We start from the raw sequence: 18,608 nt of genomic DNA on the forward strand, positions 1-18,608 counted from the left end.
GTCTGCACCTGATTCGTTTCCCCTGGAACTGTGCATGCCCCCAAGTCTTTCCCGTCGTTGGCCCGTGCGCCAATTGATCGCTGCCTCCAGCTTCATTCTGCTTGTCGCCTGCGCGGAAAAACCCACCGCCGCCGATGCACAACCGCTTCAAGCCGCCCCGGTCACCACGGCCCCAGCGATCATTCCGCCGGTAGTGCCGTCCGCCGACCCGCTCGATATTCAACCGACCCAGACCTTTGCCGAATGGCAGGCGGGTTTCCGCAAGGACGCCCTCGCCGCCGGGATTCGCCCCGAGCTGTTCGATCAGGCATTTGCCAATATCAGTTTCGATGCCAGCGTGATTCGCGCCGACCGCAGTCAGCCGGAGTTTTCTCGGCCGGTGTGGGAATACCTCGACGGCGCACTGTCGCCGCTGCGCGTACGCAAAGGCCAGGCGTTGATCAACCAATACGCCGACATTCTGCAAAGCATCGAGCAGCGCTATGGCGTTGATCGCCAGGCGCTGGTGTCGGTGTGGGGCATGGAAAGCAATTTCGGCCAGTTCCAGGGCAGCAAGTCGGTGATCAATTCGCTGGCCACCCTCGCCTACGAGGGGCGTCGTCCGGGCTTTGCTCACGCGCAACTGATCGCCGCCCTGCAGATTCTGCAACAGGGCGATATCACCCCGGAGAAGATGCTCGGTTCCTGGGCCGGCGCGATGGGCCAGACCCAATTCATTCCGACCACCTACAACACCCACGCCGTGGACTTTGACGGTGACGGCCGCCGCGACATCTGGGGCAGCCCGGCCGATGCGTTGGCTTCGACTGCGCATTACCTGCAAAGCTCGGGCTGGCAGCGTGGCCAGCCGTGGGGTTTCGAAGTGCAATTGCCGAGCGGCTTCAACTACACCCTGGCCGATGGCGCGATTCGCAAGAGCGTCGCCGAATGGCGGCAACTGGGTGTGAACCTGCCCAATGGTGCGCAGGTGCCAGCCGGCTCCGAACAACTGTCCGCTGCCCTGCTGCTGCCAGCCGGTTATCGCGGCCCGGCGTTCCTGATCCTCGACAACTTCCGGGCGATTCTCAAGTACAACAATTCGTCGTCGTATGCGCTGGCGGTGAGCCTGTTGTCCGAGCGTTTCGAAGGCGCGGGCCTGATCAATGGCAGTTGGCCCAAAGATGATCTGCCGCTGAGCCGCACCGAACGCATCGAACTGCAGACGCTATTGAGCGCGCGTAATTACGATGCCGGCACGGCGGACGGGATTATCGGCGCCAATACGCGCAAAGCGATTCGCAGTGCCCAGCAGGCGCTGGGCTGGCCGGCGGATGGGTATCCGACGCACAAGTTGCTTGAGAGCCTGCGCGCCCAATAGAGCAAATCAAAAGATCGCAGCCTTCGGCAGCTCCTACAGGACGATCATCAATCCCATGTAGGAGCTGCCGAAGGCTGCGATCTTTTGCCTCCCGAATTATCGGATGACCACATCCTGCTCCAGCAGCAACTCCTGCTTCCCTGCATCCAGGCGCACCAGCGCGCCCAACGGCAGCGTCAGGTTCGGGTCGCAATGACCACTGCGCCAGCCCGACAGCACCGGAATCCGCAACGGCTCAAAGGTTTGCTTGAGCAGGCGATTCAGCGCGTCGACATCCACGCCGGCGATATCACCGACCAGCACACCGCGCAGTCTGGCCAGCTTGCCGGCCAGACGCATCTGGGTCAGCAGCCGATCAATCCGATACAGCGGCTCGTTGATGTCTTCGATAAACAGAATCACCCCTTCCACATCAATCTCGTAGGGCGTGCCGAGGGTTGCAGCAATCATCGCCAGATTGCCGCCAAGCAGCCGCCCGTGAGCGATGCCCGGTTCGACGGTTGATAATGGATAAGCCGCCGGATGGCTGAGCACACTCCCTGACTTCATTTGCCCGCGCAGCATGGCGAAGAATGAGGTGACGGTCGGCGGCTCCTTGTCGCCCAGCAGGTCGGCGTTGAGCAGCGGCCCGTGAAAGGTCACGAACCCGGCGTAGCGACTGATGGCCAGGTGCAGCGCGGTGATATCGCTGTAGCCGATAAAGGGTTTGGCGTGCCGGCTCAGCAGGTCGTAATCGATTCGGTCCAGCAGGCGCGGCGTGCCGTAGCCGCCGCGCAGGCAAATGATCGCGTCGACTTCAGGATCAGCGAATGCCGCGTGCAGATCGCGCAGGCGTACGTCGTCACTGCCCGCCAGATAGCCGTCCTTCTCATAGACACCGGAAAACACCTTCAGCCCATAGCCGCGCGCGCGCATCCATTGCAGCGCTTTTTCAGTGTCGAGAGTGCCGGGACCGGCAGGCGCGATGACGCCGATCGTCCCTTCGGAGGGCAGCGCCGGTACGGCTCGGTGGGCAATCAGGGTGTGGCTCGGTCGAACGGTCATCCTTGGGCTCCATCGGTAAAGTCATGCACACACAGTAGACAGCTCAAGAGGCAAACAAAAGGGCCTTGTCTCAGGCAAAAAAATGCCCGCCGAGGAACCATCCTCGGCGGGCATTTTTACATCAGCAGTGAATCAGGAACCAAGCAGCTCGGCCTTGACCAGCTTCGCCTGCTCGTCGGCGTGGTACGAGGAACGTACCAGCGGGCCAGAAGCAACGTTCTTGAAGCCCATCTTGTAACCTTCTTCGGCGAACCAGGCGAAGGTGTCCGGGTGCACGAAACGCTGCACCGGCAAGTGGCTGCGCGACGGTTGCAGGTATTGACCGAGGGTCAGCATGTCGATGTCGTGTTCGCGCATGCGCTTCATGACTTCGATGACTTCCTCGTCAGTCTCGCCCAGACCCAGCATCAGGCCGGATTTGGTCGGGATATGCGGCATCATCTGCTTGAAGCGTTGCAGCAGGGTCAGCGACCACTGGTAGTCCGAACCCGGACGCGCAGCCTTGTACAGGCGTGGCACGGTTTCCAGGTTGTGGTTGAACACATCCGGCGGCTCGGCAGCGGTGATTTCCAGGGCGATGTCCATGCGGCCACGGTAGTCCGGGACCAGGGTCTCGAGCTGCACGTTCGGCGACAGTTTGCGGATTTCGCGGATGCAGTCGGCGAAGTGCTGGGCACCGCCATCACGCAGGTCGTCGCGGTCCACCGAAGTGATCACCACATACTTGAGCTTGAGGTCGGCGATGGCGATGGCCAGGCTTTCCGGCTCGTTGACGTCCAGTGGCTTCGGACGACCGTGGCCAACGTCGCAGAACGGGCAGCGACGGGTGCAGATGTCGCCCATGATCATGAAGGTTGCGGTGCCGCCGGAGAAGCATTCGCCGAGGTTCGGGCAGGACGCTTCTTCGCAGACGCTGTGCAGCTTGTGCTTGCGCAGCAGGCTCTTGATGCGGTCGACTTCCGGCGAAACCGGGATGCGCACGCGGATCCAGTCGGGTTTCTTCGGCAGTTCGGTAGTCGGGATGATCTTGACCGGGATGCGTGCAACCTTCTCGGCGCCGCGCAGCTTGACGCCGGCTTCAACCTTGGGACGCGGGGCCGGGCGCTCGGTCACGTCGAGCGTCGGGATCATGGTTTGCACTGCATCAGTAGTCATATCAGTCGATTCCGCCCGTGAGGGTCGTCTGCTCAGCATAGTCGAGGTGTTTGACGAGCTGCGCGCGCAGCCGGGCACTTACCTCGGCAAATTCAATCGATCCTGCATGATCGCTCAGCTGGGTCATGGCCAGCCCGGCGTAGCCGCAGGGATTAATCCGTCGAAACGGTTCCAGGTTCATATCCACGTTCAGGGCCAGGCCATGAAAGGAACAACCGTGGCGAATGCGCAAACCCAGAGAAGCGATTTTCGCTCCATCGACGTACACGCCGGGAGCATCTGGCTTGGCGGCGGCGCTAACGCCGTAGCTGGCCAGCAGTTCGATGAGGCAGGCTTCCATGCGGCTGACCAGATCGCGCACGCCGAAACCCAGCTTGCGCACATCCAGTAACAGATAGGCCACCAGTTGCCCGGGGCCATGATAAGTCACTTGGCCGCCACGATCGACCTGCACCACCGGAATATCTCCCGGCAGCAACAGGTGTTCGGCCTTGCCGGCCTGGCCTTGGGTGAACACCGGCGGGTGTTCAACGAGCCAGATTTCGTCGGCGGCCGCATTGCCGCGTTCGTTGGTAAAGCGCTGCATGGCATGCCAGACCGGCTCGTAAGGCATCTGGCCCAGTTCGCGAAAGCCCAGCGTGCCGTGCATCACAACACCATGTGCACGATGCCGGAAGCCCGCAGTTCGCTGTTGATGTTGTACAGCTGATCCTGGTCGGTGGCGACGATGTGCAACTGGATGGTGGTGTATTTGCCGTTGCTGCTTTGACGCTCGTCGATGCGCTCATCATTGATGGTCGCGTGTTTCAGGACGATCGCGATGATCTTGTCCTTGTTGCCAACACCCGTATCGCTGATCACCTTGATCGGATAATCAGTCTGGGGGAATTCGATCTTTGGCGCCTTTACTTCGGTATCGGTCATGGCGTAACGGCCTCTATAGCGCAAGCCGTGGTAACGCACATGGCCCCGCACCGGATCGGGGCGGGGCCATGCAGGTCAACACAAAATCAGTTGAACAAGCCGTAGAAGAATAGACGGATGCTATCCCACATGCGGCGGAAGATACCACCCTCCTCGACGCCGTCCAGAGCGATCAGGTCAGCGCTGTGCACCACCTTGTCTTCCAGTTTGACTTCGACTTTACCGATCACGTCGCCCTTGGCGATTGGCGCAACCAGTTGCGGGTTCATGGTCATGCTGGCAGCGAGCTTCTTCAGCTGGCCTTTTGGCAGAGTCATGGTCAGGTCTTGCGCCAGGCCGGCCTTGACCTGGCTGGTGGTGCCTTTCCATACCGGCGCCTGCGCCAGTTCAGTGCCCTTCTGGTAGAAGGTCTGGGTTTCGAAGAAGCGGAAACCGTAGGTCAGCAGCTTCTGGGTTTCAGCCGCGCGGGCCACTTCGCTGTTGGTGCCGAACACCACGGCGATCAGGCGCTGGCCGTCACGTACCGCCGAGGACACCATGCAGTAGCCGGCTTCATCGGTGTGGCCGGTTTTCAGACCGTCAACGGTCTTGTCGCGCCACAGCAGCAGGTTGCGGTTAGGCTGCTTGATGCCGTTCCAGAAGAACTCTTTCTGCGAGTAGATCGCATAGTGAGCCGGGTCTTCGTGGATGATCGCACGGGCCAGGATCGCCATGTCGTGCGCCGACGAGTAGTGCTCAGGGTTTGGCAGACCGGTCGGGTTCATGAAGTGGGTATTGGTCATGCCCAGTTCGGTGACGGTCTTGTTCATCAGATCGGCGAACGCATCTTCGCTGCCGGCGATGTGCTCGGCCAGGGCGACGCTGGCGTCGTTACCGGACTGGATGATGATGCCGTGCAGCAGGTCGCTGACAGTGACCTGCGAACCGACCTTGATGAACATCCGCGAACCGCCGGTGCGCCAGGCGTTTTCGCTGACGGTCACCGGATCGTTTTCACCGATCTGGCCGCGACGGATTTCCAGGGTCGCGATGTACGCGGTCATCAGCTTGGTCAGGCTGGCCGGTGGCAGACGCTGGTCGCCGTTGTTTTCGACCAGCACGTTGCCGCTGCTGGCGTCCATCAGAACATAGGCCTTGGCGGCCAGTTGTGGTGGCGACGGCATCATCTCGGCCGCGAAGGCGGCTGGCGAGAGGAGCAGCGGGACTAGCAGACACAGGCGTTTGGCAAAGGTGGTGATGTTCATCCGTCTCTCGAAATCGCTAATGGAAACTTGCCCGAAGGCAAAACTTATTCAGACAGCCTTCTAACGGGCCATCGCGTGTTCAGTTGCTCACTCCAGTCACCCTTGCCGGGCTTTTGTTCTTCGACGAGCCAACAACCTGGTTCACCCCCCGAATACCGCAAGTGAACCGTCAATCAAGGTCTACGTGTTACTCGGTGACCACGCTGGGCGAACCCAGATTGGCCAGCCGCACACTGTTCTGCACCTGGGCGATCTCACCCGGCGAGCCGATCGGCCCCAGGCGTACCCGGTGCAGGGTCTGCTGATTGCGCACGATCGAGCTGATGAACACCGGCGCGCTCACCATCCCGCTGAGCTTCGACCTCAGCAGCTCGGCAGCGTCCGGGTTGGCGAACGCGCCCACCTGCAGATACTGGCCAGACGCTGGTGCAGAAGCGTTTTTTTTGCATCGATCTGCACGGGCACCACGGCCGCGGCGTGTTGCTGCGGCGGCGGCGTCCATTGCTCGACGGTACCGGCCGACGCGGTGATGACCGGGGCGCTATTCTGCGCCACTTGCGGCTCATTGAGCATCAGCGGCGCCGGACGGCCCTTGGCCGCCCACCACTGCTGCGGATCGATGCCTTCGACCTTGACCCGTGCGGTGCCGGTTTCGGCATAGCCGAGCTTCTTCGCCGCAGCATAAGACAAGTCAATGATTCGATCGGAATAGAACGGCCCACGGTCGTTGACGCGCAGGATCACGGTCTTGTTGTTGTCCAGGTTGGTCACCCGGACGTAACTTGGCAGCGGCAAGGTCTTGTGCGCGGCACTCATGCCGTACAGGTCATACACTTCGCCGTTGGCGGTGTTCTGGCCATGGAACTTGGTGCCGTACCAGGACGCCGTGCCCGAAGCCACGTAGGTCTTGGATTCCTGCAACGGAAAGTAGGTCTTGCCCAGCACGGTGTACGGGTTGGCCTTGTACGGGCCGGTGTGCAGGGTCGGTGTCGCATCCGGGATGCGCGAAACATCGACATCCCACCACGGCGCGCCGTCTTTGTGCGCGCGGTTGATGTCCAGGCCCGGTTGGGCGCGGACAGCGGTGGACGGGGTTTTCTGCGTCGGCGTGCGGCTGGTCGTGCAACTGGCGACCAGGACTGCCAACGCAGCGAAAGCCACCAGCTTCAGGGGTTTATTGTTAGGCAATGCCTGCATTACTTGACGCCCCGTGCTTGTACCAGCTGTTCAGACAGTTGATGTACGGCCATGGCGTACATCACGCTGCGGTTATAACGCGTGATCGCGTAGAAATTCTGCAGGCCCATCCAGTATTCAGGGCCGTTGTCGCCTTCGAGGCGAAATGCGGTAACCGGCATATCATCGCGCAGCGCATCATGACTTGACCAGCCCAGCGCCCGCAACTCTGCGACCGTTTTCACCGGTTCGATACCAGTAGTCAGGCCTTCATCAACCTGCTCGCCGCGCACATCGGCGCGGCTGACCACCGGCTCACCGGCGACCCAGCCATGACGCTTGAAGTAGCTGGCGACGCTGCCAATGGCATCGTCCGGGTTGTTCCAGATATTGATGTGGCCGTCACCGTCGAAATCCACCGCGTAGGCGCGAAAGCTGCTCGGCATGAACTGCGGCAGGCCCATGGCCCCGGCGTACGAGCCTTTCAGGGTCAGCGGGTCGACCTGCTCTTCACGGGCCAGCAGCAGGAACTCACGCAGTTCCTTGCGGAAGAATTCGGCACGGGGAGGATAGTCGAAGCCGAGGGTCGACAATGCGTCGATCACGCGGAAATTACCGGTATTACGTCCGAAAAAGGTCTCGACGCCGATGATCGACACGATCACTTGTGCCGGCACGCCGTATTCCTGCTCGGCACGGGCCAGGGTCGCCTCGTGCTGACGCCAGAAGTCGACACCCCGGGCGATGCGCGCGTCGGTGATGAACATCGGACGATATTCGTTCCACTGCTTGACCCGTTCGGCGGGTCTGGAGATGGCGTCGAGAATCGACTGCTTGCGTTGCGCCTCGCGGAACACACCCATCAGTTGTTCACCGGCGAAACCGTAGTCGCGGGTCATTTCGCCGACGAATTCGGCCACCTGCGGCGAGCCTTCATAGTCGCCGGCCAGCGCTTCCTGCACGCTCCCCAGCAGGCCCACCAGGCCAACCAGCGGCGCGCATCGAGTCGCCCAGCCACGCATTACTTGCATTGCACTCTTCACCTTATTCAAACCTGTGCGATCCACTTGCGATGGGTATGGATCGACATCAAAACCCCAAACGCTGACAGCAGCGTCACCAGCGAAGTTCCTCCGTAGCTAATGAACGGCAACGGCACTCCCACGACCGGTAACAGGCCACTGACCATACCGATGTTGACGAAAACGTAAACAAAAAAAGTCATGGTCAACGCGCCGGCGAGCAATTTGCCGAACAGCGTTTGCGCCTGCGCGGTGATCACCAGCCCGCGACCGATCAACAACAGATAGATCAGCAGCAGCGCGCAAATCCCCACCAGACCGAACTCTTCGCCAAGCACGGCAATGATGAAGTCGGTGTGGCTTTCCGGGAGAAAGTCCAGGTGTGACTGGGTGCCGAGCAGCCAGCCTTTGCCGAATACGCCACCGGAACCGATCGCGGCTTTGGACTGGATGATGTTCCAGCCGGTGCCGAGCGGATCGCTTTCCGGGTCGAGGAAAGTCAGGACACGCTGCTTCTGATAGTCGTGCATGACGAAGAACCACATCGCCACCGACACCGGCACCGCCGCCGCCAGCACGCTGAGAATCCAGCGCCAGCGCAGGCCGCCCATGAACAGGACGAAGGCGCCACCGGCAAGAATCAGCAACGAGGTACCGAGATCCGGCTGGCGCACGATCAGAATGAACGGCACGCCAATCAGCATCAGGCTGATGCCGACGTGCTTGAGCTGCGGCGGCAAGGTGCGTTTGGACAGATACCAGGCGATGGTCGCCGGCATCAGGATCTTCATGAATTCCGAGGGCTGGAAGCGGATCACCCCAGGGATGTTGATCCAGCGCGTGGCGCCCATGGCGTTGTGGCCCATGATGTCGACGACGATCAGCAATATCACGCCGATCACATAACCGAGCGGCACCCAGCGCGCCATGAAACGCGGTTCGAACTGGGCGATGACAATCATCGCCACCAGGCCGATGCCGAACGACGTGGCCTGCTTGCCGAGCAGGTCCCAGCTCTTGCCGCTGGCCGAATACAGCACGAACAGGCTGCCGGCGGCGAGGATCAGCAACAGGATCAACAGCGGGCCATCGATATGCAGTCTTTGCAGCAACGTCGCGCGGCGACGCATCACATCCTCGCTGGAGAGCATGCGATCGAAGTTATTCATCACGGGCCGGGGCCTCCGCAGTGATAGGGCTGGCGTACTCGGCTTTCAGGTGGCCGTCCTGGTCGAGCAACCAGGCGTCCATGACCTGGCGCACCACCGGCGCGGCAACGCCGGAGCCGGACTCACCGTTCTCGACCATCACCGACACGACGATTTTTGGATCATCGGCCGGGGCGAAGCCGACGAACAGGGCGTGGTCGCGGTGGCGTTCCTGGACCTTGGAGCGGTCGTATTTCTCGCCCTGCTTGATCGCCACCACCTGCGCGGTACCGGACTTGCCGGCGATGCGGTATTGCGCGCCGATCGCAGCTTTGCGCGCGGTACCACGGGCACCGTGCATCACCTGCTGCATGCCGTGGTTGACCTTGTTCCAGTCGGACGGGTCGCGCAGGATGATGTTCGGCATCGGGTTTTCATCCACCGGTTTGACCCCGTCGAGGGACTTGGCCAGATGCGGACGGTTCCAGATGCCCTTGTTGGCCACCAGCGCCGTGGCCTGGGCCAGTTGCAGCGGCGTCGACTGCATGTAGCCCTGGCCGATCCCGAGAATCAGGGTTTCGCCGGGAAACCATGCCTGTTTACGCGTCGCCCGCTTCCATTCGCGGGACGGCATCAGGCCCGGGGACTCTTCGAACATGTCCAGCGAGACCTTCTGGCCGATGCCGAACTTGTTCATATAGGTCGACAGCCGATCGATGCCGAGCTTGTGCGCCAGGTCATAGAAGTAGGTGTCGTTGGAACGCATGATTGCCGTGTCGAGGTCGACGAAGCCATCACCGGTACGGTTCCAGTTGCGGTACTTGTGGTCGTAGTTGGGCAGCATGTAATAGCCCGGGTCGAACACCCGGCTCGAAGCCGTGACTACGCCAGCGTCGAGACCGGCAATTGCCACCGCCGGTTTGATCGTCGAGCCCGGCGGATACAGACCACGCAGCACGCGGTTGAACAGCGGCCGGTCGATGGAATCACGCAACTCGGCGTAGGCCTTGAAGCTGATGCCGGTGACGAACAGGTTGGGGTCGAAACTCGGCTGACTGACCATCGCCAGCACTTCGCCGGTTTTCGGATCGAGCGCCACCACCGCGCCACGGCGCCCGCCCAGCGCGGCCTCGGCAGCTTCCTGCAACTTGATGTCGAGGCTCAGGACGATGTCCTTGCCGGGAATCGGATCGGTGCGCTTGAGCACGCGCAATACGCGGCCACGGGCGTTGGTCTCGACTTCCTCGTAACCGACCTGACCGTGCAATTCCGGCTCGTAGAAACGCTCGATGCCGGTCTTGCCGATGTGGTGGGTGCCGCTGTAGTTGACCGGATCCAGCGACTTCAGCTCTTTCTCGTTGATCCGCCCCATGTAGCCCACCGAATGCGCAAAATGCGCGCCCTGCGGGTAATGCCGGACCAGTTGCGCGACCACTTCCACCCCGGGCAGGCGGAACTGGTTCACCGCAATGCGGGCGATCTGCTCTTCGGTCAGCTCGAACAGGATCGGCACCGGCTCGAACGGCCGACGGCCCTGACGCATGCGTTTCTCGAAGATCACCCGGTCCTCGGGCGTCAGCTCCAGCACCTCGACGATGACGTCAAGCACCTGTTGCCAGTCGCCGGAGCGCTCGCGAGTCATGCTCAGGCTGAAGCTCGGCCGGTTGTCGGCCACAACTACGCCGTTGCGGTCGAAAATCAGCCCGCGCGTCGGCGGAATCGGCTGCACGTGGACGCGGTTGTTTTCCGACAGGGTCGAGTGGTACTCGTACTGGATCACCTGCAGGTAATACAGACGCGCGATCAGCACACAGATCAGCGCCACAATCACGATCGCACCGAACACGACACGGCTGCGCACCAGACGGGCGTCCTTTTCGTGGTCCTTGATGCGGATCGGCTGAGACATGAGGGCAGGCTTACTTGTGGTAAGGGTGGCCGGACAACACGGTCCAGGCACGGTACAACTGTTCGCCGATCAGGATCCGCACCAGCGGGTGCGGCAAGGTCAGCGGCGACAACGACCAGCGCTGGTCAGCGCGGGCACAGACTTCCGGTGCCAGCCCTTCCGGGCCGCCGACCATGAAGTTGACCGTGCGCGAATCCAGGCGCCAGCGATCGAGTTCGACCGCCAGTTGCTCGGTGCTCCACGGCTTGCCGTGAACCTCCAGCGTGACGATCCGCTCGTTGTGCCCGACCTTGGCCAGCATGGCTTCGCCTTCCTGGCGGATGAAACGGGCCACGTCGGCATTCTTGCCACGGGTGTTGAGCGGAATTTCCACCAGTTCCAGCGCCAGCTCGGACGGAAGACGCTTGGCATATTCATGCCAGCCTTCTTCCACCCACTTGGGCATGCGTGAACCGACGGCGATCAGGCGCAGTCGCACAGCAATCCCTTAGAACTGGTCTTTATTGAGCTTGGTGAAATGCTCGTGGGTGTTCTCCGGGCTGTGGTGCTTGGCATCGGCCGCACGGCTTTGCTCGGCACCGGCCCACAGGCGCTCCAGGTCGTAGAACTGACGCGCCGAGGCAGTCATCATGTGCACGATCACCAGATCGAGGTCGAGCAGTACCCAATCGCTGTCGCCCTTGCCTTCTTCGCCCAGCGGCTTGGCGCCCTGCTTTTTCACTTCCTCGCGGACCTTGTCCAGCATCGCGTTGATCTGGCGATTGGAGGTACCGGTGGCGATGATCATGTAGTCAGTGATGCTCTGCTTGTCGCGCACATCGATGATCTGGATGTCCTGGGCCTTGACGTCTTCCAGCGCGGCGACGGCAATCTTGACCAGTTCGTCGCCCTTGAGCGGCTCGTTGGTGTTGACGGCTTCCGGCAGTGGTGCGCTCTTGAACGTGCCTTTGCGCTTTACTTTCGGTAGATCTTTATCAGTCATATGTAACTCGTTTTGCTCATGTATTCGGCGGCTTGGGGATACGGTGATCCGTATCGGTGAAGCACGCCTTGTTCAGTTCGACGCACGGTACAAACCGTGCGCATCGATGTAGGCCAGGACCGCGTCGGGCACCAGGAAACGTACCGACTTACCGCTGGCCAGCAGTTGACGGATCTGGGTGGCGGAAACCGCGAGCGGTGTCTGCCAGACGAATGCAATCTGTCCGCTCGGCCCTTTCAGGGCCAGCGGGTCGCTCACCGAACGCGCTGCCAGCAGGTTGCGCAAGGCATCCGGCGGTTCGCTGTCGGCGTCCGGGCGCTGTAGCACCAGGATGTGGCAATGCTGGAGCAACTCTTCCCAGCGGTGCCAAGTGGGCAGGCCGCAAAATGCGTCCCAGCCCAAAAGCAGAAAAACCTGGGTCTCGGCGGGCATCTCTGCGCGCAGCGACTCCAGGGTATCGATGGTCCAGGACGGTTTGTCCCGCTGCAATTCGCGGGCGTCCACCACCAGCGGCGGCAATCCGGCCACCGCGCACTCGACCATCGCCAGCCGGTCCTGCGCCGACACCTGCGGCGTACCGCGATGTGGCGGCCGCGCGTTCGGCATCAGGCGCAACTCATCCAGCGCCAGCGCTTCGACAACTTCCAGCGCGCCACGCAAATGGCCGATATGCACCGGGTCGAACGTACCGCCCAGCACGCCAATGCGTTGCGGGCGCGACTCGCTGCCGGTGTGCGGCGCTGTCAGGTCGAGGTCGGTCAAGTCAGACCGTCGCCTGGCCGCGCAACTGGCCATCGCCGACCACGATGTACTTCTCGCAGGTCAGCCCCTCGAGCCCGACCGGGCCGCGGGCGTGCAGCTTATCAGTAGAAATGCCGATCTCGGCACCCAATCCGTATTCAAATCCATCGGCAAAGCAGGTCGGCGTGTTGATCATCACCGAGGCCGAGTCGACTTCCGCCACGAACCGGCGGGTGTCAGCGAGGTTTTCGCTGACGATCGAGTCGGTGTGATGGGAGCCGTAATGGTTGATGTGTTCGATCGCCTGCTCCAGACCGTCGACCACGCGGATCGACAGAATCGGCGCCAGGTACTCGGTGTGCCAGTCGTCTTCACTGGCCGCGACCGCTTCGATGATCGCCCGGGTGCGCTCGCAACCGCGCAGTTCGACGCCTTTGTCGCGGAACTGCGCGGCCATCGAAGGCAGGAAATCCCTGGCAACGGCCTGATCGACCAGCAGGGTTTCCATCGCGCCGCAGATGCCATAACGGTAGGTCTTGGCGTTGAAGGCGATGCTTTGGGCTTTGGCCAGATCGGCGTGTTCGCTGACGTAAACGTGGCAGATGCCGTCCAGGTGCTTGATCACCGGCACGCGGGCATCGCGGCTGATGCGTTCGATCAGGCCACGACCGCCACGGGGCACGATGACGTCGACGTATTCCGGCATGCTGATCAGCGCGCCGACGGCGGCACGGTCGGTGGTTTCCACCACTTGCACCACGGCGGCGGGCAGTTCGGCCTCGGCCAGACCGCGCTGAATGCACGCGGCAATCGCGCGATTGGAATGAATTGCCTCGGAGCCACCGCGCAGGATGGTCGCGTTGCCGGACTTCAGGCACAGACTGGCGGCATCGATGGTCACGTTCGGGCGGGATTCGTAGATGATCCCGATCACGCCCAGCGGTACGCGCATCTTGCCGACCTGAATACCCGACGGACGGAAGCTCATGTCGCGGATCGCGCCGACCGGATCCGCCAGTGCAGCGACCTGGCGCAAGCCGACGATCATGCCGTCGATGCGTGCCGGGGTCAGTTCCAGACGCTCCAGCAGCGCCGGCTCCAGACCGTTGGCGCGACCGGCAGCCAGATCCAGCTCATTGGCGGCGGCCAGCTCGGCGCGCGCAGCGTCCAGAGCATTGGCGGCAGCCTGCAAGGCGCGGTTTTTCTGCGCGGTGCTGGCGCGACCGATGACCCGGGAGGCAGCGCGGGCGGCGCGACCCAATCGGGTCATGTAGTCAAGAACGGACTCAGTCATGGTCTGCTGGGGTCTTGGCAAAGAGGAAAGCGGCAGATTATAGCTGCCGCGTCCCGGGACTAACAGCGGTGACGGGCGGATGGTCGAAATGAGCTGCGTTTGCCCGTCGTTCAGACGTAATTAAGCTCAGCGTTGTTATCATCACGACCTCTTGAGCCTGGATCAACCTTGCCCATCATGACCAACGTGCCCCTTTGCCCCGAGTCCGCGCGCCTGCCCGTGGGCCTGCCGGACAGTTTTTTCGACCGCGACGCCCAGGTGCTGGCGCAGGCGCTGCTCGGCAAAGTCATCCGCCATCGCGTCGGCGATCTGTGGCTGAGTGCGCGAATCATCGAAACCGAAGCCTATTACTGCGCGGAAAAAGGCAGCCACGCCTCGCTCGGCTATACAGAAAAGCGTAAGGCTTTGTTTCTGGATGGCGGCCACATCTATATGTACTACGCACGCGGCGGTGATTCGCTGAACTTCAGTGCGCAGGGGCCGGGCAACGCGGTGCTGATCAAATCTGCCTATCCGTGGGTCGATGAAGTGAGCGGTCCGGCGAGTCTGGCGCAGATGCTGCTGAACAATCCCGATGCCCAGGGCCGACCGCGTCCGACACAGAAGCTCTGCGCCGGACAGACCCTGCTGTGCAAGGCGCTGGGTTTGAAAGTGCCGATGTGGGACGCCAAGCGTTTCGATCATGAACTGTTGCTGGTCGAGGACCCGGGACCGCCACCCGCGCAGATCATTCAAACCACTCGGCTGGGCATTCCGCTGGGCCGTGATGAACACTTGATGTATCGCTTCGTTGACGCTGCGTATGCGCAATGGTGCACGCGGAACCCGCTGCGACGGGGTCAGGTCGAAGGCCGGGATTATTTCCTTCTGTAAACGCTTACCCCTGTAGGAGCTGCCGCAGGCTGCGATCTTTTGATTCTGCTTTAAAGAAACAAGATCAAAAGATCGCAGCCTGCGGCAGCTCCTACCGGAATCATCAATAGTCTGGAGTTTTTCTGTATGGGCCCATGGCTCGATAGCATCACCGGATGGCTCGGCGCCAATCCGCAGTGGTTGGCCGCAGCGGTATTCATCGTCGCGTGCGTGGAATGTCTGGCGATCGCCGGGCTGATCGTGCCGGGCACGGTGCTGTTGTTCGGCGTGGCGGTACTGGCCGGCAGTGGCGCACTGTCATTGAGCGAAACGCTGCTGCTGGGCTTTCTCGGCGGCATCCTCGGCGACTTGATCTCGTACTTCCTGGGGCGGCATTTCCATCAGAACATCCGCCGCCTGCCGGGCCTGCGCCATCACCCGGAATGGATGGCCGGCGCCGAGTCGTACTTCCAGCGCTATGGCATCGCCAGCCTGCTGGTCGGGCGTTTCATCGGCCCGTTACGGCCGATGCTGCCGATGGTCGCCGGGATGTGCGACATGCCCTTCCCGCGTTTCTTCGCCGTCAGCCTGCTGGCCGCTGCTGGCTGGAGCCTGGCTTATCTGTTGCCGGGCTGGGCCACGGGCGCGGCGTTCCGTCTGCCATTGCCTGAAGGTTTCTGGCTGGAGGCCGGGATCGTGGCTGCCAGCATCGCGGTAATGGTCGGCCTGAGCGTCAACAGCAGCGTGCGCCGCCATCGTCGCGCGACGATCTGGATCGGCGGCATGAGCCTGCTGATCCTGATCGGTCTGTTCATCGGCTATCCATACCTCACCGCGCTCGACAACGGCGTGATGACCCTGGTGCAGGAGCACCGCCAGCCAGCGCTGGACGAAATCGCCGTGACACTGACCCTGATCGGCGAATTCCGCAACATGCTGCTGTTCAGTGCCCTGCTCGTCATTCTGCTGGTGCTGTGCAAGCAGTGGCGCCAGGCAATGTTCGCGGGCGCCACCATGTTGGTCACCGCAATGGCCAATACCGGAACCAAGTATTTTTTCGCCCGGGTGCGCCCGGAAGTGCTCAGCGATCCATTGACCACCTACAGCATGCCCAGCGGCCACGCTTCTGGCGCATTCGCCCTGTTCCTGACGCTGGGTGTACTCGCCGGACGCGGTCAGCCGCCGCGCATGCGCCTGACCTGGCTGCTGATTGCCTGCATCCCGGCACTCTCTATCGCCCTGTCGCGGGTCTATCTCGGCGCGCACTGGCCAACCGACATATTGGCCGGGGCGATGCTCGCCAGTTGCGTGTGTGCTGCGATGCTGTGGTTGAGCCAACGGCAGGCGTCCCTTAATGCAATGCCGTTCAAGATCTGGTGGCTGATCCTGCCATCGATGGTTGCTCTGTTCGGCTTCTTCGTACTGCGCCACTTGCCACATACATTGTTGCGTTACGCCTACTAAAACAGACAACTCACAAGCCAGATTTTTTATACGCCGCTCTTTTGGAATATTCCGACAAGAGCGGCGTTGATTACCTACGCAAACTTCCTCTCTCCCGGTTAACTTTCCTGGTTATAAAACCGACATTTCCGCATTCCCAATTGACGCCAAACTAGCGTTACATAGTCCAGCCGGATCACGGTAGCGAAGTCTTTCGCGCAATAGAAAATCCGTGAGTTCAATCTGCCCGGCTTGAGCACTTGCCAACAATCAATATTTATCCGGACCCGGCATTGAAGTTCTGCCGAGGCATTTATCAATTCATTCTTTGTCGAGTTATTCATGAGTCCAAAGATACCCCGCAAGACGCCTGTTACAACGCCGAATCAAACTGATCCGCACGCACCGGCACCACATCGCCCCTTGATCGATGCCAGCGCCGTTGAAATATCGAGAAGGACCGGTAGCCACGATCAGACGCTGCCCCCAACAACTTCCGGCAGCCCCCCCGCCGATGCAAACCCGAGACTTCCGGCGATCGAAATCTTCCAGTTACCGGCACATGGCGCTTATCGTTCGGAACATTCCACTTCAATAAACGATTACTGGTTGTCGGAAGCTTTTCTGCGTGGGATGAAGCCCGCTGACCCCGATGGATTTCGCTGGGTCGTTGGCAGAAAGTTCGTCGACGTCGAATATCAGGGCGCTTTGCAAACCACTCACGTCGGCGTGGATGAAACCGGCGCATGGCGCAGCAAGTTGCTGACCGAGCGCGTGCCCTCCGGGCCGCCTCTGTATAAAAACGCAGACAGCCCCACCTGGCGCCTGACTGAACAACCCGCGCCGAAGCGAGCGCGGCTCGCGCCCGCGACAACGCCCATCAATCAAAGCCGTTACAGTCCATCGGGGCGTTCGCCGGATGCTCAGGGTTATTACGAAATGCATCCGCTTTTTGCAGCGCGCACAGCCCCCCCCCTGTTCGCCTTCAGGGATTCATTTGGCAATTTCATTCCGGTAGATCCTCCGTTGGGCGGATTCGCGGCGTCGCCGACCCACCTCAAACAGTGGACCGATCATGAGATCTGGCAGCTATATGGCTTGCAGGGCCAGGACATCGCGCGCTTTCGTGTCGAAGCTCAGGCCAGCGGCATGCCGCCACAGTGGGCACATCCCACAACCACCGGAAATCCGCTGACCGATCTGCTGCGCGACTCACTGCGCTGGCTGCATCCGCAGATGAGCCGTGCAGAGCGCGAAGCCTTTCTGCAATCGTTCAATCTGCTGCCCAGGCAATTGACCCGCTTGCAGCAGGAGATGAGCGACCATCTGGCGATTCCAGCCTGGGCACTGGCGCACAAGCGCCTGTTGAATGACATCACCCACCCGCAACGCTTTGAGCAATTGGCCACAGATGCGGTCGAGCAGCTCAACCTCAAGCGCAATGCCCGCCACGACTGGTACGACGCCGAACGAGGCCTGACCCCCGAAGTCCGCGAGGCGCTGTTGAAACAGCTCGGTTACCTGCGCAACAAACACAATTGCCTGTATCGCACGGACATCCCGGCACTGTTTCGCGGTGACGAGCGCACGCCGTTCGAGCTGGCGAATGACGGCACCATGCTGCCCCGCTACCACCACAAACCCGGCGCCACCACGCACAAGCCGATCAGTGCGACGTTCAGTCTCGAGCAGGGCCAGATGTATGCCAGAGCCCCCGATCCCGAATACCTGCGTTTCAACAGCCAGACCCATAAATATCCGGGGCGCGATGCGGGTGACAGCAGTTCCGACAGCGGCGCAAGCGACGCCGATGATTCCAGCAGTTCCTCATCCGACTGGTCTGATCCTGAGAGTCCCGTCGCCTGGGATCACGAGCGGGGTTATCGGTCCTCACGCACGCGGCAGACAGAAATGTTCTTGTACGCCCTCGACACGCGCAATCTGGAAGTCGTCCCGCACGAAGAGAACATGGCGTTCAATTCCGCTGCGCGTGAGAACCCGCCGACCTGGTTTCCCTCCGACGATTTCGAGGGGCTGATTTCGGTCACCCGCAGCGGAGTTCCAGCCGAGCGTATCTGGTTGCTGAACACAGACCTGAGCAAAGGCGCCAGGGTCGCAGACATCAAGGAACAGGCCGGCGCGGACGCTGAGCGTATCGAGGCGGCGACCCATGCCGGGCATGCCAACAAATTCCAATACGACCGACTGATCGACAAAGTGGAAGCGGCGGGACTGCCAATCCTCAGGCTGTCGGGCAACAAGAACGAGTTTGCATACGACATCGCCTGGCCCTGAACCGGGCACGCCCATACAACGC

The 18,608-nt window shown here is 61.5% G+C and carries 16 protein-coding genes and 1 pseudogene; 4 read left to right on the top strand and 13 right to left on the bottom strand.

Annotated elements, in window-relative coordinates; genetic code table 11:
* The first annotated feature begins 34 nt into the window (after positions 1 to 34).
* Positions 35 to 1,357, top strand: a complete 1,323-nt coding sequence (locus tag FEE99_RS28580; RefSeq protein WP_041477725.1) for a lytic murein transglycosylase — start codon at positions 35 to 37, stop codon at positions 1,355 to 1,357.
* A gap of 96 nt (positions 1,358 to 1,453) precedes the next feature.
* On the opposite strand, the gene FEE99_RS28585 is transcribed toward FEE99_RS28580, so the two are convergent.
* The 13 genes and pseudogenes from FEE99_RS28585 to FEE99_RS28645 all read right to left on the bottom strand — a co-directional run bounded on the left by FEE99_RS28585 (position 1,454) and on the right by FEE99_RS28645 (position 13,996).
* Positions 1,454 to 2,401, bottom strand: a complete 948-nt coding sequence (locus FEE99_RS28585) for a S66 peptidase family protein (protein ID WP_041477724.1) — start codon at positions 2,399 to 2,401, stop codon at positions 1,454 to 1,456.
* A gap of 132 nt (positions 2,402 to 2,533) precedes the next feature.
* A complete protein-coding gene (gene lipA, locus FEE99_RS28590) occupies positions 2,534 to 3,532 on the bottom strand; it encodes a lipoyl synthase (RefSeq protein ID WP_160768663.1) in 999 nt (332 codons plus the stop codon).
* A gap of 25 nt (positions 3,533 to 3,557) precedes the next feature.
* A complete protein-coding gene (gene lipB, locus FEE99_RS28595; RefSeq protein ID WP_041477723.1) occupies positions 3,558 to 4,205 on the bottom strand; it encodes a lipoyl(octanoyl) transferase LipB in 648 nt (215 codons plus the stop codon).
* Complete coding sequence (locus tag FEE99_RS28600; RefSeq protein WP_024014446.1) at positions 4,205 to 4,480, bottom strand: DUF493 domain-containing protein; 276 nt, start codon at positions 4,478 to 4,480, stop codon at positions 4,205 to 4,207. Before FEE99_RS28600 ends, lipB begins: the two co-directional genes overlap by 1 nt.
* Before the next feature lie 86 nt (positions 4,481 to 4,566).
* On the bottom strand, positions 4,567 to 5,724 hold the full coding sequence (locus FEE99_RS28605) for a D-alanyl-D-alanine carboxypeptidase family protein (RefSeq protein ID WP_016773028.1): 1,158 nt from the start codon (positions 5,722 to 5,724) through the stop codon (positions 4,567 to 4,569).
* A gap of 187 nt (positions 5,725 to 5,911) precedes the next feature.
* Positions 5,912 to 6,921: pseudogene (locus tag FEE99_RS28610) on the bottom strand (septal ring lytic transglycosylase RlpA family protein).
* Positions 6,921 to 7,931, bottom strand: a complete 1,011-nt coding sequence (gene mltB / locus FEE99_RS28615) for a lytic murein transglycosylase B (RefSeq protein ID WP_041477722.1) — start codon at positions 7,929 to 7,931, stop codon at positions 6,921 to 6,923. Before mltB ends, FEE99_RS28610 begins: the two are co-directional and overlap by 1 nt.
* A gap of 17 nt (positions 7,932 to 7,948) precedes the next feature.
* The gene (gene rodA / locus FEE99_RS28620) at positions 7,949 to 9,052 is read right to left on the bottom strand and encodes a rod shape-determining protein RodA (protein ID WP_050977864.1); all 1,104 of its coding nucleotides are present in this window, start codon (positions 9,050 to 9,052) and stop codon (positions 7,949 to 7,951) included.
* A 31-nt stretch (positions 9,053 to 9,083) separates the two neighbouring features.
* On the bottom strand, positions 9,084 to 10,979 hold the full coding sequence (mrdA, locus tag FEE99_RS28625; protein ID WP_041477721.1) for a penicillin-binding protein 2: 1,896 nt from the start codon (positions 10,977 to 10,979) through the stop codon (positions 9,084 to 9,086).
* Between the two features lie 10 nt (positions 10,980 to 10,989).
* Positions 10,990 to 11,457, bottom strand: coding sequence for a 23S rRNA (pseudouridine(1915)-N(3))-methyltransferase RlmH (gene rlmH / locus FEE99_RS28630; protein ID WP_011063671.1), 468 nt, complete (start codon positions 11,455 to 11,457; stop codon positions 10,990 to 10,992).
* Between the two features lie 9 nt (positions 11,458 to 11,466).
* Complete coding sequence (gene rsfS / locus FEE99_RS28635; protein WP_016773024.1) at positions 11,467 to 11,961, bottom strand: ribosome silencing factor; 495 nt, start codon at positions 11,959 to 11,961, stop codon at positions 11,467 to 11,469.
* 72 nt (positions 11,962 to 12,033) lie between these two features.
* The gene (nadD, locus tag FEE99_RS28640) at positions 12,034 to 12,756 is read right to left on the bottom strand and encodes a nicotinate-nucleotide adenylyltransferase (RefSeq protein WP_024014451.1); all 723 of its coding nucleotides are present in this window, start codon (positions 12,754 to 12,756) and stop codon (positions 12,034 to 12,036) included.
* The gene (locus tag FEE99_RS28645; RefSeq protein ID WP_041477720.1) at positions 12,725 to 13,996 is read right to left on the bottom strand and encodes a glutamate-5-semialdehyde dehydrogenase; all 1,272 of its coding nucleotides are present in this window, start codon (positions 13,994 to 13,996) and stop codon (positions 12,725 to 12,727) included. The genes nadD and FEE99_RS28645 overlap by 32 nt, the downstream gene beginning before the upstream one ends.
* Positions 13,997 to 14,173: 177 nt before the next feature.
* Between FEE99_RS28645 and FEE99_RS28650 the strand changes: the two genes are divergently transcribed.
* From FEE99_RS28650 to FEE99_RS28660, 3 genes are all read left to right on the top strand, one after another.
* On the top strand, positions 14,174 to 14,869 hold the full coding sequence (locus tag FEE99_RS28650; RefSeq protein ID WP_041477719.1) for a DNA-3-methyladenine glycosylase: 696 nt from the start codon (positions 14,174 to 14,176) through the stop codon (positions 14,867 to 14,869).
* A gap of 126 nt (positions 14,870 to 14,995) precedes the next feature.
* Positions 14,996 to 16,312 (top strand): bifunctional DedA family/phosphatase PAP2 family protein, encoded by a 1,317-nt coding sequence (locus FEE99_RS28655; protein WP_041477718.1) that lies wholly within the window; start codon positions 14,996 to 14,998, stop codon positions 16,310 to 16,312.
* A 1,005-nt stretch (positions 16,313 to 17,317) separates the two neighbouring features.
* Complete coding sequence (locus FEE99_RS28660; protein WP_256675263.1) at positions 17,318 to 18,586, top strand: hypothetical protein; 1,269 nt, start codon at positions 17,318 to 17,320, stop codon at positions 18,584 to 18,586.
* Positions 18,587 to 18,608 lie beyond the last annotated feature (22 nt).

Origin of the sequence: Pseudomonas sp. ef1, assembly GCF_007293365.2 — a bacterium.
Taxonomy (GTDB): domain Bacteria; phylum Pseudomonadota; class Gammaproteobacteria; order Pseudomonadales; family Pseudomonadaceae; genus Aquipseudomonas; species Aquipseudomonas siliginis.